The organism is Micrococcus sp. PSi08 (assembly GCF_054960655.1).
Genome location: NZ_JBHNYP010000008.1, coordinates 1 through 13,432, shown reverse-complemented (window position 1 = coordinate 13,432; position 13,432 = coordinate 1). Strand labels below are relative to the sequence as shown.

General features: G+C 74.2%; 10 protein-coding genes. 5 read left to right on the top strand and 5 right to left on the bottom strand.

The features are described 5' to 3' along the window. Positions 1 to 26 precede the first annotated feature (26 nt). A complete protein-coding gene (locus tag ACFI33_RS03855) occupies positions 27 to 998 on the bottom strand; it encodes a 1,4-dihydroxy-2-naphthoyl-CoA synthase (protein WP_036337144.1) in 972 nt (323 codons plus the stop codon). A gap of 190 nt (positions 999 to 1,188) precedes the next feature. Further along, positions 1,189 to 2,589, bottom strand: a complete 1,401-nt coding sequence (locus ACFI33_RS03850; protein WP_010080320.1) for a glucose-6-phosphate dehydrogenase — start codon at positions 2,587 to 2,589, stop codon at positions 1,189 to 1,191. A 162-nt stretch (positions 2,590 to 2,751) separates the two neighbouring features. Between ACFI33_RS03850 and ACFI33_RS03845 the strand changes: the two genes are divergently transcribed. Next, entirely contained in the window at positions 2,752 to 4,635 is a 1,884-nt protein-coding gene (locus ACFI33_RS03845) for a glycoside hydrolase family 15 protein (RefSeq protein ID WP_095353663.1), read from the top strand. 12 nt (positions 4,636 to 4,647) lie between these two features. Here the strand turns inward: ACFI33_RS03845 and ACFI33_RS03840 are convergent, their stop codons facing one another. Both ACFI33_RS03840 and ACFI33_RS03835 read right to left on the bottom strand, forming a co-directional pair. Next, positions 4,648 to 6,894: a S9 family peptidase gene (locus ACFI33_RS03840; RefSeq protein WP_095353680.1), complete on the bottom strand. Its 2,247-nt coding sequence runs from the start codon at positions 6,892 to 6,894 to the stop codon at positions 4,648 to 4,650. Between the two features lie 102 nt (positions 6,895 to 6,996). Beyond that, positions 6,997 to 8,487 (bottom strand): NCS2 family permease, encoded by a 1,491-nt coding sequence (locus tag ACFI33_RS03835; RefSeq protein WP_036382947.1) that lies wholly within the window; start codon positions 8,485 to 8,487, stop codon positions 6,997 to 6,999. Between the two features lie 65 nt (positions 8,488 to 8,552). Between ACFI33_RS03835 and ACFI33_RS03830 the strand changes: the two genes are divergently transcribed. Then, entirely contained in the window at positions 8,553 to 9,851 is a 1,299-nt protein-coding gene (locus ACFI33_RS03830) for an MFS transporter (RefSeq protein WP_052007026.1), read from the top strand. Positions 9,852 to 9,872: 21 nt separating this feature from the next. Here ACFI33_RS03830 and ACFI33_RS03825 read toward each other — a convergent pair whose 3' ends face one another. Beyond that, the gene (locus ACFI33_RS03825) at positions 9,873 to 10,346 is read right to left on the bottom strand and encodes an Lrp/AsnC family transcriptional regulator (protein ID WP_036316705.1); all 474 of its coding nucleotides are present in this window, start codon (positions 10,344 to 10,346) and stop codon (positions 9,873 to 9,875) included. 189 nt (positions 10,347 to 10,535) lie between these two features. On the opposite strand from ACFI33_RS03825, the gene ACFI33_RS03820 reads away from it, so the two are divergent. The 3 genes from ACFI33_RS03820 to ACFI33_RS03810 all read left to right on the top strand — a co-directional run. Next, positions 10,536 to 11,738 carry a thiamine pyrophosphate-dependent enzyme gene (locus tag ACFI33_RS03820; protein WP_036382945.1) on the top strand — a complete coding sequence of 401 codons (1,203 nt, stop codon included), beginning with the start codon at positions 10,536 to 10,538 and terminating at the stop codon, positions 11,736 to 11,738. A 2-nt stretch (positions 11,739 to 11,740) separates the two neighbouring features. Beyond that, positions 11,741 to 12,790, top strand: a complete 1,050-nt coding sequence (locus ACFI33_RS03815; protein WP_010080328.1) for an alpha-ketoacid dehydrogenase subunit beta — start codon at positions 11,741 to 11,743, stop codon at positions 12,788 to 12,790. Further along, on the top strand, positions 12,787 to 13,432 hold a 646-nt coding region (locus ACFI33_RS03810), incomplete at its 3' end, for a biotin/lipoyl-containing protein (RefSeq protein WP_462623770.1). The genes ACFI33_RS03815 and ACFI33_RS03810, both read left to right, overlap by 4 nt.

Below are 13,432 nucleotides of genomic sequence, written 5' to 3'. Positions count from 1 at the left end.
GGTCCCCGTCCTGCCGTGGTGGTCGGTCAGAAGTGGTACGGGAAGGCGGACCAGTCCGGGTCGCGCTTCTGCAGGAACGCGTCCCGGCCCTCCACGGCCTCGTCCGTCATGTAGGCCATGCGCGTGGCCTCGCCGGCGAAGACCTGCTGGCCGGCCATGCCGTCGTCGGGAAGGTTGAACGCGAACTTGAGCATGCGCAGGGCCTGCGGGGACTGACGGTTGATGTCCGCGGCGTACTCGAGGGCGACCTCCTCGAGGCGCTCGTGGTCCACGGCCTCGTTCACCGCGCCCATGGCCACCATCTCCTCGGCCGAGTACTCGCGCGCCGTGAAGAAGATCTCGCGGGCGCGCTTCTGGCCCACCTGCCGGGCGAGCAGGGCCGAGCCGTAGCCGGCGTCGAAGGAGCCCACGGTGGCGTCCGTCTGCTTGAACTTCCCGTGCTCGCGCGAGGCGAGCGTGAGGTCCGCGACCACGTGCAGCGAGTGGCCGCCGCCGGCGGCCCAGCCGTTCACGACGGCGATGATCGCCTTGGGCGAGGTGCGCATCAGCCGCTGGACCTCGAGGATGTGCAGGCGGCCGGCCCGGGCGGGGTCGATGGTCTCCGCCGTGTCCCCCTCGGCGTAGCGGTAGCCGTCGCGGCCGCGGATGCGCTGGTCGCCGCCCGAGCAGAACGCGTGGCCCCCGTCCTTGGGGGAGGGACCGTTGCCGGTGAGCAGCACCGTGCCGACGTCCGGGGTCATCCGGGCGTGGTCCAGCGCGCGGTAGAGCTCGTCCACGGTGCCGGGACGGAACGCGTTGCGCACCTCGGGGCGGTCGAAGGCGATGCGGACCGTGGGCAGGTCGCGCACCCAGCGGCCCTGCGCGTCGCGCTCCACCTGCCGGTGGTAGGTCATGTCCTCGAAGTCGAAGCCCTCCACCACGCGCCAGCGCACGGGGTCGAAGAGGTCGGAGACCTGCTCGGGGAGGCGGTCACGGTCCAGGCGGTGCTGCTCGCTCATGCCCAGAACAGTACCGGCGGCCCGCCACCCCGCGCCTTCGTTCGGGAAACGGGAGCCCCCAGCGGCGCTCTCGTTCGAGGAACGGGAGCTCAGCCGCGCAGCATCCTCGGCACCGGAACGGCCCTTCTCAGGGACTGAAGAGCGCTGAGAAGGGTCATATCGGTGCCACGGCGCCTCTCGGCCCCGCCCCTCACCCCCAGCCCGCCGGCCCCGCCGACCCGGCCGGGTACTCGTCCAGCGGCACCTCCTCGGCCTCCCACGCGGCGAGCACCGGCGCCAGGATCCGCCAGCACTCCTCGGCGGCGTCGCCGCGCACGCTCAGCAGCGTCTGCCCGGTGAGGATGCCGCGCAGCACCTCCCCGTAGGCGTCCACCTGCTCCTCGCCCAGGTCGGCGGCGAGGGTGCGCCGCTCGGCGTCGAACGGGGTGTCGGCCCCGTCCACGGCGAGCTCGATCCGCACCTCGCGCGGGTCCAGGCCCACCACGATCCGGTCCCGGCCCTCCGCGGGCGAGAGGCCCTCCGGCACGTCCTCGGGCGCCCGCAGGGTCAGCGCCACCTCCCACCGCTTCCGGCCCAGCGCCTTGCCGGAGCGCAGCCGGAACGGCACGCCGCGCCACCGCTCGGTGTCCACGGCGAGGGTGACCTCGGCCAGCGTCTCGGTCCGCAGCCCGGGGTCCACGCCCTCCTCCTCCGCGTAGGCGGGGATCCGCTCGCCGTCCACCTCGCCGGCGGTGTAGCGGGCGCGGCGGGAGGCGGCCACGGGGTCGTCCTGCCACACCCGGGTGGCGCGCAGGACCTCGACGACGGCGTCGTGCAGTTCCTGCGGACGCAGCCGCTCCGGCGGCTCGAGCGCCGCCATGGCCAGCACCTGCAGCAGGTGCGACTGGACCATGTCCTTTAGCGCGCCGGTGCCGTCGTAGAACTCGGCGCGCCCCTCGAGCGCGATCGTCTCGTCCACCACCACGTCGACCCGCTCCACGTCACGCCCGCCCCACACGCGCCCCAGCAGCCGGTTCGCGGTGCGCAGCCCGAGCAGCGCGGTGACCATGGACTCGCCCAGGAAGTGGTCCACGCGGAACACGCGGTCCTCCTCGACGACGTCGGCCAGCACCGCGTTGAGCTCGCGGGCGCTCTCCTCGTCCTCGCCGAACGGCTTCTCCAGGGCCAGGCGCAGCCCGTCCGGCAGGTCTTCCAAGCCGGCGAGCGCGCCCACGGCCTCCCGCGTGATGCCGGGGCCGAGGGCGAAGTACAGCACGGGCGCGGCGTCCGGGCCGGCGGCCTCGCGGGCCGTCTCGAACAGGGCGCGCAGGTCGTCGGCGTCCGTGGCGTCGGCGGTGTGCCACGCGGCGCGCGCGACGAGGTCCTCGACCTCGTCCTCGTCCAGGGCGGCGCCCGCGAGGCCCTCGCGCACGATCGAGCGCCACTCGTCCGTGCTGTGCTCGCTGTGGGAGGAGCCCACGAGCGTCACCCGCGGCAGGTCGTGGGCGGCCAGCGCACCGGCCAGGCCGGGCAGCAGCAGGCGCGAGGTGAGGTCACCGGTGGCGCCCAGGATGATCAGGGCGACATCGTCGCGGTCGGCGGGGGAGGTCATGGGTGTCCTTCGGCGTCGGCGGCGGGCGGTCCCGGCCAGTCTCCCGTCGGCCCGCCGATCCAGTCCATGCGTGCCCGTCCATGCGTGCCCGTCCATGCCCGCCGGGCCGGGCGCGGCCTCAGCCCTGGCCCGCCGCGCGTCGCGGATGATGGACTGGAGGGCATGACCACGACGACCCCCCGCCGCCCGCCGCTCATCGAGGACCACGCGTACCTGTCCAACCAGCACTCGGGGGCGCTCGTCACCCGCGAGGGGGACGTGACGTGGCTGTGCCTGCCCCGGTTCGACGCCCCGTCCGTATTCACCTCCCTGCTGGGCGAGCCGGAGCACGGGCAGTGGAGCCTGCGGATCGCCGACGGCGAGGTCGTGGAGCGCGCCTACCTGCCCGGCACGCTCGTGCTGCGCACGCGCTGGCGCGGCCCCGAGGGGGAGGCGGAGGTCCTCGAGTTCATGCCGCTGACCAGCCATCGCGGCTCCGGCGTGGCGGTGGACGACGACGGCGGCGCGCTCGCCTCGACGGGCGAGGGCGAACAGGCCCGGGCGGACCTGGTGCGGCTCGTGCGCTGCACCGCCGGCCGCGTGAGCGTGGAGCAGCGGCTCCACGTCCGGCTGGACTACGGCGAGGTGACCCCGTGGGTGTCCCGGCAGACCGACCCGGCGGGGGAGTCCTTCCTCGCGGTGGTCGCCGGCGGCGACGCCCTGGCCGTGCACGGGCCGGACCTGAGCCCGGACGGGCTGAGCCACCGCGGCAGCACCCCGCTGGAGGAGGGCGGGTCCGCCGCATGGACGCTCGCCTGGTACCCCTCGTGGTTCATGGCGCCGGCCGCCCCGAACGCGGAGCGGGCCCTCGAGGCCACCGTGGCCGGCTGGGTGGAGTGGCTGGGCGAGCTGGAGGCCACCGGCCCGCGCGCCGACCGGGTGGCCCGCTCCGTGCTGGTGCTCAAGGGCCTGACCCACCGGGACACGGGCGGCATCGTGGCCGCCCCCACCGCGAGCCTGCCGGAGGACATCGGGGGCGTGCGCAACTGGGACTACCGCTACGTGTGGCTGCGGGACACCGCCCTCACCCTCGAGGCGCTCATGGCCCACAACCACACGGAGGACGCCAAGGCCTGGCGGGACTGGCTGCTGCGCGCGATCGCCGGCGACCCGCAGGACGTGCAGATCATGTATACGCTCTCCGGCGGGCGCCGCATGCCCGAGCGGGACCTCGAGCACCTGCCCGGCTACGAGGGCTCGCGCCCCGTGCACGTGGGCAACGGGGCCGCGGACCAGTGGCAGGCGGACGTGATCGGCACGGTGATGCTCGCCCTCGGGAAGCTGCGGGACGCGGGCGTGGGGGAGGACCCGTGGTCCTGGACGCTGCAGAAGCGGCTCGTGGAGCGCCTGCTGGCGCACCGGGACACGAAGGAGCACGGCCTGTGGGAGATGCGGGGCGAGCCCGCGTTCTTCACGCACGGCCGCGTGATGATGTGGGCCGCCCTGGACCAGGCCCTGCACGCCGCCCGGGACCACGGGCTGCCGGCCCGCGACGACGAGCTCGAGGCCTGGGAGCGGGCGCGGGAGGAGCTGCGGGAGGAGATCCTCACCGAGGGCGTGGACGAGGACGGCGCCTTCCGGCAGACCTACGGCTCCACGGAGACGGACGCCTCCCTGCTGCAGATCCCCCACACCGGCTTCGTGCCCCACGACGATCCGCACATGCTCGCCACGGTGGCCCGCGTGGAGGAGGACCTCGTCACCCAGACCGGCCTGGTGATGCGGTACCGCGCCACCGGCATGGACGGGCTGCCGGGCGAGGAGGCGCCGTTCATCATGTGCGCCTTCTGGCTCGTGGAGCAGTACGCCCGATCCGGCCGCGTCGAGGACGCGGAGCGCCTCATGGCCCGCCTGGACGACTGTGCCAACGACCTGCTGCTCATGGCCGAGGAGTACGACGACGAGCTGGACCGGATGGCGGGCAACTTCCCGCAGGCGTTCTCCCACCTGGGCCTGATCCGCGCCGTGGACGCCCTGGAGGACGCCCGCGGCGCGGCCGAGGCCTGACCGTCCGCCCCGTCAGTCCAGCCGCTCGACGGCCCCCAGCGCCGTGAGCAGGAACGCGTACTCCCACGCGGTGTCCTCCCAGCCCTGGTACCGGCCGGAGGCGCCCCCGTGCCCACCGTCCATCTCGGTGCGCAGCAGCACGGGCGCGCCGCCGTCGGCCAGCGGCCTCGCCTGGTCCGAGGTGACGGTGCAGCGCAGCTGCGCCACCCACTTGGCGGGCTCCACGTAGAGCACGCGGGTGTCGTGCAGGCTGGTGACCGCGGCGATCGCCGGGTAGTCCACCGCCCGCACGTTCTCGTAGGGGGTGTACGCGCGCATGGCCGCGTACACCTCGGGGTCCTCGATCGGGTTGCCCCACTCCTCCCACTCGAGCGCGGACAGCGGCAGCTCCGGGTCGAGGATGGTGGTGAGCGCGTCCACGAACGGCACCACGGCCAGGCACGCCCGGTACAGCTCCGGCGCGAGGTTCAGCACCGCGCCCATGAGCAGGCCGCCGGCCGAGCCGCCCATGCAGGCCACGCGCGCCGGGTCCGCCCAGCCGAGGTCCACGAGGTGCCGGGTGGCGTCCACGAAGTCCGTGAAGGAGTGCCGCTTGGCCAGCTTCTTGCCGTCCTCGTACCAGCGCCGGCCCAGTTCGCCGCCGCCGCGCACGTGCGCGACCGCGAACACCACGCCCCGGTCCAGCAGGGACAGCCGGGCCACACCCAGCACGGGGTCCATGGACATCTCGTAGGAGCCGTAGCCGTACACCACGCACGGGGCCGTCCCGTCCGGCTTCACGTCGCGGTGCCGGATCACGGTGACGGGGATCCGCACGTCCTCCCCGGTCACCGACGACGGCTCGGAGGCCGGCGCCCACACGCGCTCGGCCACGTAGTCGGCCGGGTCGTAGCCGGGCACCTCCGTCTCGCGGCGCAGGTGCACCTCGCCGGTCGCCGCCGAGACGTCCAGCACGCGCGCGGGCGTGATCCAGGACGTGTAGGCCAGCCGCAGGAACGGGGACTCGGCCGCCGTCGCGGACAGATGGCACGCGTAGAGCTCCTCGTCGGACGCGGGCTCGCGCCAGTGCGCGGCCTGCCCGGCCAGCACGGCGTCCAGCTCGGTGACGACGACGCGCGGGGTCGTCTCCCGGCGCACGGCCAGGGCGGCGTGGGTCAGGGTGACCATGACACCGTCGACCTTCACGTCCTCGCGGTGCGGCACGACGGTGCGCCAGGCGCCGCGGTCGGCGACGTCCGCCTCGGCGACCACCGAGAGCATCCCGTTGGGCGCGGCGACGGGGGCGCCGTCGTCGTCCAGGGCGCGGTCGTGGACCACGAGCAGCCGGCGGACGCCGTCGGCGTCGGTGACGGGCTCGACGTCGGCGAGCATCCGCCACGCGCGGGGGATCAGCACGCGCGGGGCCGGCAGGGGCGCGGCGGGGTCCTCCGGCAGGTCGACCACGAGGGTCTCGGAGACCTCCGAGTTGCCGACGCCGATCAGCAGCTGGGTGCGGTCGGCCACGCCCTCGAAGCCGGTCCACATGCCCGGGTCGGCCTCCTCGTGCAGGATCACGTCCTCGGCCGGGTCGGTGCCGAGCACGTGGGCCTTGACCTGGTACGGCCGCCACGAGTCGTCCCACACGGTGTAGAACACGCGGGTGCCCGAGCGGTCGAAGCGGACGCCGTGGGCCACGTTCTCGACCACGTCCGGCAGGTCCTCGCCCGTGGCGATCTCGCGCACGCGCAGGGTGAAGCGCTCGTCGCCGGTGTGGTCCACGGCGTAGGCCACCCGGGTGGCGTCCGGGCTGATGTGCAGGCCGCCGAGCGCGAAGAACGGGTGGCCCTCGGCCTCGGCGTTGCCGTCCAGGATCACCTGCTCGCCCGGCAGGGCGGCGTCCGGGGTGATGACGGGCGGGGTCCAGTCGGCCTCCAGGTCGCCGGTGTCGCGTGCGGGCACGCGGCAGTGGATCGGGTACTCGGCGCCCTCGCGGGTGCGCACGAAGTACCACCACCCGTCCCGGCGGGCGGGCACGGAGCGGTCCGTCTCCACCGTGCGGGCCTTGATCTCGCCGACGATCGCCTCGCGCAGCGGCGCCTGGTCCGCGGTCACGGCCTCGGTGTACGCGTTCTCGGCGGCCAGGTGCTCGAGCACGCGGGGCTCCGCCTTGCCGCGCAGCCACTCGAAGTCGTCCTGGAACGTGTGGCCGTGGTGGCGTCGGGTCACGGGCTCGGCGGAGACGGACGGCGGAACGGGGGCGTGCGAAGTGGTCTGGGGCATGCGGCCCATCCCATCACGCCGCGCGGGGCGGGGCCGACACCCCGCGCCGCACACGACGACGGCGGCGCACCGGTCCGGTGCGCCGCCGTCGGGGGTGGCGGGTCAGTTCAGGCCGAGGGCCGCCCGGACCACGCCGAGCCCGAAGTACGCGACGAACGCGAGCGCCACGAACCACAGCAGCGGGTGCACCTCGCGGCCGCGGCCCTGGCCCGTGCGGATCACCGCGTAGGCCACCACGCCGGCGCCGATGCCGTTGACGATCGAGTAGGTGAACGGCATGAGGATGAACGTGAGGAACGCGGGGAAGGCCGCGCCCGGGTCGGACCAGTCGATCTGCACCACGTGCTGGCACATCATGAACCCGACCACCACGAGCGCGGGGGCCACGGCCTCGAACGGCACGAGGTGGATGAGCGGGGAGAGGAACACGGCCGCGAGGAAGAACAGGCCGGTGAACACGGAGGCCAGGCCGGTCCGGGCGCCCTCGCCGATGCCGGTGCCGGACTCCACGAAGATCTGGTGCGCCGAGCCGGAGGCGCCACCGCCCACCGTGACCGCGAGCGCGTCCGCGGCGAGCACCCGGTTCAGGTCGGGGATGGAGCCGTCCGGGTTCACGGTGCCGGCCTCGCGGGCCAGGCCCACGGAGACGCCCATCGCGTCGAAGAACACGGAGAGCAGGATCGCGAACACGAGCAGGGAGGCCATCAGCCCGCCCACGGAGGTGAAGGCGCCGAACAGGTCCACGCTGCCGAGCAGGTGCAGGTCCGGGGCGGTCCACTCGGGCAGGGAGGGGGCGATCAGGGACCAGCCGGTGGGCACGGCGTTCCCGTCGGCGTCCACGGAGGGGCCGATGTGGAACACGGCCTCCAGCACGTTGGCGAGGATCGTCGCCGCGACGATGCCGATCAGGATGGCGCCGCGCACCTTGCGGATCACGAGGACCGCGGTCAGCAGCAGCCCGACGACGAAGACCAGCACGGGCCAGCCCTCGAGCTCGCCGCCCGTGCCCAGGCCCACCGGGACCGTGGTGTCGGCGGCGTCCGGCAGCCGCCGCACGAACCCGGCGTTGACGAGGCCGATCAGCGCGATGAACAGGCCGATGCCCACCACGATGCCGGACTTCAGCGCCTCCGGGACCGCGTCGAACACGGCGCGGCGGAAGCCGGTGACCACGAGCAGGAGCATCACGAGACCGGCGAGGGTGACGAGGCCCATCAGCTGGGGCCAGGTGAGCCCCGGCGTCGTGGCGATGGTGATGGAGACGAACGCGGAGACGCCCAGGCCCGCGGCCACCGCGAACGGGTGCCGCGCCCACACGCCCATGACGATGGTCATGACGCCCGCCACGAGCGCGGTGACGGCGGCCACGGCGGGGATGCCCAGGGTGTTCCCGGCCGAGTCGGGCCCGGACAGGATCAGCGGGTTCAGCACCACGATGTAGCTCATCGCCAGGAACGTGGCGAGGCCGCCGCGGAACTCCTGGCCCACCGACGAGCCGCGCTCGGTGATGCGGAAGTACCGGTCCAGGGCGCCGCGGGGAGCGGCGGTGGACGGGGCGGGCGAGGGCGGTGGAGAGGCGGTGCGGGAGGCCATGGCACCAGCGTAGTGACCCGGTCCCACGACGATGGCGCGCGTGCCGTCCCGCTACGCTCGCGGGCATGCGTCCCCGCTCCGCCTCCGCCGCCCGCACCCGGGAGGCGCTGCGCGACGCCGTGCAGATCTACGCCCCCTCCACCGTCTACGCCGTCGGCCTGGGCGCCATGACGCCCGCGCTCGCGGTGGCGGCGCTGGCCCTCGGCCTGGACGCGGCGCGGGCGGCCGCCGTCGTGCTGCTGGTGGGGCTCGGCTCGCTCGTGGCCAACGGGCCGGCCTCGGCGCTCGCGGCCCGGGCGGGGGAGCGGGTCACCATGGTCGTCTCCGCCGGGCTCGGCACGGTCGGCGCGGGTCTGGCCTGGGCGACGACGGCCGGGGTGTCCTCCGGGCCCTCGGCGGCGGGGGTGGCCGAGCCGGGGCGGTTGGCGCTGTTCCTGGCCGCGGTGCTCGCCGTGGGCATGGCCGGGGCCGGGTTCAACCTGGCCCGCCAGGCGTACCTGGCGGTGGCGGTGCCGGCCACGCACCGGGCCCGCGCGATGTCCACGCTCGGCGGGACCGTGCGGATCGGGACGTTCCTGGGCCCGTTCCTGGGTGCCGCCGCGCAGGCCCCGCTCGGGCTGGACGGCGCGTTCGCCGCGGCCGCCGCGGCCATGGCCGTCGGCGCCCTGCTGTGCCTGCGGATCCGGGATCTGCCGGTGCCGGCGTCCGATCCGGCGGCGGGGGAGGAGCCCGGCCCGGCCGGTCGACCCCGGCTGCTGGACGTGGCGCGCGCCCGGCGCGGGGCGTTGCTCACGGCCGGCTTCGGTGTCGTGGCCGTCTCCGCCGCCCGCGCGGCGCGCAACGCCGTCATCCCGCTGTGGGCCACGCACCTGGGCCTGGACGCGGCGACGGCGTCGCTCGTCTTCGGCCTGGCCGGCGCGGCGGACCTGCTGCTCTTCTACCCCTCGGGTCGGCTCATGGACCGCTTCGGCCGGCGCGCTGTGGCGGTGCCGTGCCTGACCCTGCTGGGGGCGGGGTTCCTGGCGATCAGCCTCACCCGGGAGCCGACGGCGTTCGCGGCGGCGGCGGTGCTGCTGGGCATCGGCAACGGCTTCGGCGCGGGGATCGTGATGACCCTCGGGGCGGACCACTCGCCGCCGAACGCGCGCGCCCCGTTCCTCGGTCTGTGGCGCTCGATGTCCGACGCGGGGATGCTCGCCGGGCCGCTGCTGCTCTCCGGGGCGACCGCCGCGGCCGGGCTGGCCGTCGGCGTCGGCTCCCTCGCGGTCGTCTGCGGTGTCGGAGCGGTCGTGTTCGCCGCGGTGCTGCCGCGCGGGCCTGGGGCTGTGGCGGACCCGCCGCCCGTCGTCGTGCGCCCCCGCTGACCGGGGCGCCGGACCATCGGCTCAGTCGGCGGTCTCGTCCGGGGGGATGGTCTGCCCGGAGGCCTGGTCGTCGAAGACCATGTACGTCTGCGTGTCGACGACGCTCGGCAGGGTCTGCAGTTCGTCGAAGATCACACGGCGCAGGTCGGCGGTGTCCCGCGCGCGGACCAGCAGGATCACGTCCATGTTCCCGCCCACGAGGGAGACGTGGGAGACCTCGGGGATGGCCAGAAGCGTGGCGCGCAGCTCGCGCCAGTCGTGCTGACGCAGCTTCATGGTCACGTGGGCGGAGGCCCCGAAGCCGACCTTGACGGGGTCGACCCGCACGGTGAAGCCTGTGATCACGCCCGCGTCCTGCAGGCGGTTCAGACGCGAGTAGCAGTGCGCGCGGGAGATGTGCACGCGCTCGGCCAGGGCCGCGACGGACATCCGCCCGTCCTGCGTCAGTTCGCGGACGATCGCGCGGTCCACGCGGTCCAGCGGCTCGGCGGCCATGGCTCCTCCTGGGGCGGGGCGGACGGGGTCGGCCACGCGGCGGCGGACCGTCTACGTGGCACGAGTCACCATAGCAGTTCGTCCGATGGAGTGCCTGGTTTGCACCCGATTGTCTCGTGATCCCGGGCGGGCGAGCGACACATTGACCCTCTTGGGCACACTGAAGGCCACAGATCGAGAGGACCCGCCATGAGTGACCCCACCCCCGCCGTGCCCGGGGCCGCCCGGACCGACGAGGCCGAGACCCGCCCGAACGCCGGCGCCGCCTTCGGCATCTCCCTCGAGGAGTACCTGCTCCCCGCCGCCCGCCGCATCCAGCTGATCGGCGAGGACGGCACTCTGCTGGCCCCGGAGGAGCAGGGCACCGAGCCCGGCCACGAGTATCCCCTGCCCTCCGACGAGGAGCTGCTGGCCGCCTACCGCCACCTCGTCATCGGCCGCCGCGTCAACGACCAGGCCTACGCCCTGGTGCGCCAGGGTCGCATGGCCGTCTATCCGTCCTCGCATGGCCAGGAGGCCTCCGAGGTCGCCGCCGCCGTCTGCCTGGGCGAGCACGACTGGCTGTTCCCGACCTACCGCGACACCGTGGCCGTGATCGCCCGCGGCGTCCCGCCGCTCGAGGTGATGGTGGCCTACCAGGGCACCTGGCATCAGGGCTACGACCCCCAGAAGCACCACGTCTCCATCCAGTCCACGCCCCTGACCACCCAGATGCTGCACGCCGTCGGGATGGCCAAGGCCGCCCGCCTGCGCGGCGAGGAGGTCGTGTGCCTGGCCATGGTCGGCGACGGCGGCACCTCCGAGGGCGACTTCCACGAGGCGCTGAACTTCGCGGCCGTGTTCAAGCTGCCGGTGATCTTCTTCGTGCAGAACAACAAGTTCGCCATCTCCGTGCCGTTCGCCAAGCAGTCGGCCGCCCCGTCCCTGGCCCACAAGGCCGTGGGCTACGGCCTGGCCGGCGAGCGCGTGGACGGCAACGACCTCGGCGCCCTGCTGGCCGTGCTGGGCCGCGCCGTGGAGCTGTGCCGGCAGGGCCAGGGCCCCTTCCTCGTGGAGGCGGACACCTACCGCATGCAGGCGCACACCAACACGGACGACCCCTCGCGCTACCGCGACGACGCCGAGGTGAAGGAGTGGGAGGCGCGCGACCCGCTGCGCCGCATGACCGCCTACCTCGAGTCCACCGGCGCCCTCACCGAGGAGGTCTCGGCCCAGATCGCCCGCGACGCCGAGGACGTCGCGCAGCAGCTGCGTGACGCCATGAACGCCGAGACGGAGCTCGATCCGCTCGAGCTGTTCGACCACGTCTACTCCGTGCAGACCCCGCAGCTCGCCGCCCAGCGTGCGCAGCTGGCCGAGGAGCTGTCCCGTTCCGAGAACCAGGAGGCCTGAGCATGGCGACCCTGACCTTCGCCGCCGCGCTCAACGCGGCGCTGGCCGACGAGATGGCCGCCGACGACATGGTGGTGGTGTTCGGCGAGGACGTCGGCACCCTCGGCGGTGTCTTCCGCATCACGGACGGGCTGACCGCGCGCTTCGGCGAGGAGCGCTGCTTCGACACCCCGCTGGCCGAGTCCGGCATCGCGGGCATGGCCGTGGGCATGGCCCTCGGCGGCGCCCGCCCCGTGATCGAGATGCAGTTCGACGCGTTCGCATACCCGGCCTTCGAGCAGATCGCCTCGCACGTGGCCAAGATGCGCAACCGCACCAAGGGCGCCACGCCCATGCCGATCACCATCCGCATCCCCTACGGCGGCGGCATCGGCGGCGTGGAGCACCACTGCGACTCCTCCGAGTCCTACTACGCGCACACCCCGGGCCTGAAGGTGTACACCCCGGCCTCGGTGAAGGACGCGTACATGATGCTGCGCTCGGCCATCCGTCTGGACGATCCGGTGGTCTTCATGGAGCCCAAGAAGATGTACTGGACCAAGGCCGAGCTCGACCTCGACCAGCTGCGCGAAGAGTTCGAGGAGGGCTGGGCCCGCGTCGAGGACAAGAAGGAGCACGGCGAGGCCTGGGCGCGCGCCGCCGTCGTCCGCGAGGGCACGGACGTCACCCTCGTCTCCTACGGCCCCTCCGTCCCCACCTGCCTCGCCGCCGCCCACGCGGCCGCGGAGGAGGGGCTCGCGGTGGAGGTCGTGGACCTGCGCACCGTGAACCCGCTGGACGAGGACACGATGACCGCCTCGGTCGCCAAGACCGGCCGCGCCGTCGTCGTCGCCGAGCCGCAGGGCTTCGCGTCCGTGGCCTCCGAGCTGGTGGCCCGGATCCAGCAGCGCTGCTTCCACTCGCTGGCGGCGCCCGTGGGCCGCGTGACCGGCTTCGACATCCCGTTCCCCGCGCCGAAGCTCGAGGAGCACCACCTGCCGAACATCGACCGCATCCTGGACGCGATCGACGACCTGAACTGGGACCTGGACGCCGAGGAGGCCCGCGCATGAGCAACACCTTCCTGCTGCCCGACCTGGGCGAGGGCCTGACCGAGGCCGACATCGTCCGCTGGCTCGTCGCCGAGGGCGACACCGTGGCCGTCGACCAGCCCATGGTCGAGGTCGAGACCGCCAAGGCCCTCGTCGAGGTGCCGAGCCCGTACGCCGGCACCGTGCTGATCCTGCACGGCGCCGAGGGCGAGACGATGGACGTCGGCAGCCCGCTGATCACCATCGGCGAGGCCGGCGAGTCCGGTGAGGGCTCCGCGCCCGTCGCCGGCACCGAGACCCTCGCCGTCCCACCGTCCACCGGTGCGGCCGCGGCCGAGGCCGCCCGCCCCGGCGCGCTGAGCTACCGCGAGGAGGAGATGGCCGGCGTCCAGCCGAAGCCGGACAAGGCCCGCGGCGGCGACGGCGACGTCGCCGGCTCCGACGACGAGGCCTCCGGCGCCGTGCTCATCGGCTACGGCACCTCCGGCCACAAGGCCACCTCCCGCAGTCGTCCGTCCAAGCGCGGCCACGGCGCCACCCGCCCGACGCCGGCCCCCACGGCCGAGGCCGGCGCCCCGCGCGTGACCTCCCCGATCGTCCGCAAGCTCGCCCGCGAGAAGGGCGTGGACGTGGCCGCGCTGACCGGCACGGGCCCGGACGGCC

What these genes read in the sequence shown, in the direction of transcription:
- ACFI33_RS03840 (WP_095353680.1), bottom strand. Translation starts at nt 6,894, where the DNA reads ATGCCCCAGACCACTTCGCACGCCCCCGTTCCGCCGTCCGTCTCCGCC.
- ACFI33_RS03850 (WP_010080320.1), bottom strand. Translation starts at nt 2,589, where the DNA reads ATGACCTCCCCCGCCGACCGCGACGATGTCGCCCTGATCATCCTGGGC.
- ACFI33_RS03815 (WP_010080328.1), top strand. Translation starts at nt 11,741, where the DNA reads ATGGCGACCCTGACCTTCGCCGCCGCGCTCAACGCGGCGCTGGCCGAC.
- ACFI33_RS03820 (WP_036382945.1), top strand. Translation starts at nt 10,536, where the DNA reads ATGAGTGACCCCACCCCCGCCGTGCCCGGGGCCGCCCGGACCGACGAG.
- ACFI33_RS03835 (WP_036382947.1), bottom strand. Translation starts at nt 8,487, where the DNA reads ATGGCCTCCCGCACCGCCTCTCCACCGCCCTCGCCCGCCCCGTCCACC.
- ACFI33_RS03855 (WP_036337144.1), bottom strand. Translation starts at nt 998, where the DNA reads ATGAGCGAGCAGCACCGCCTGGACCGTGACCGCCTCCCCGAGCAGGTC.
- ACFI33_RS03845 (WP_095353663.1), top strand. Translation starts at nt 2,752, where the DNA reads ATGACCACGACGACCCCCCGCCGCCCGCCGCTCATCGAGGACCACGCG.
- ACFI33_RS03830 (WP_052007026.1), top strand. Translation starts at nt 8,553, where the DNA reads ATGCGTCCCCGCTCCGCCTCCGCCGCCCGCACCCGGGAGGCGCTGCGC.
- ACFI33_RS03825 (WP_036316705.1), bottom strand. Translation starts at nt 10,346, where the DNA reads ATGGCCGCCGAGCCGCTGGACCGCGTGGACCGCGCGATCGTCCGCGAA.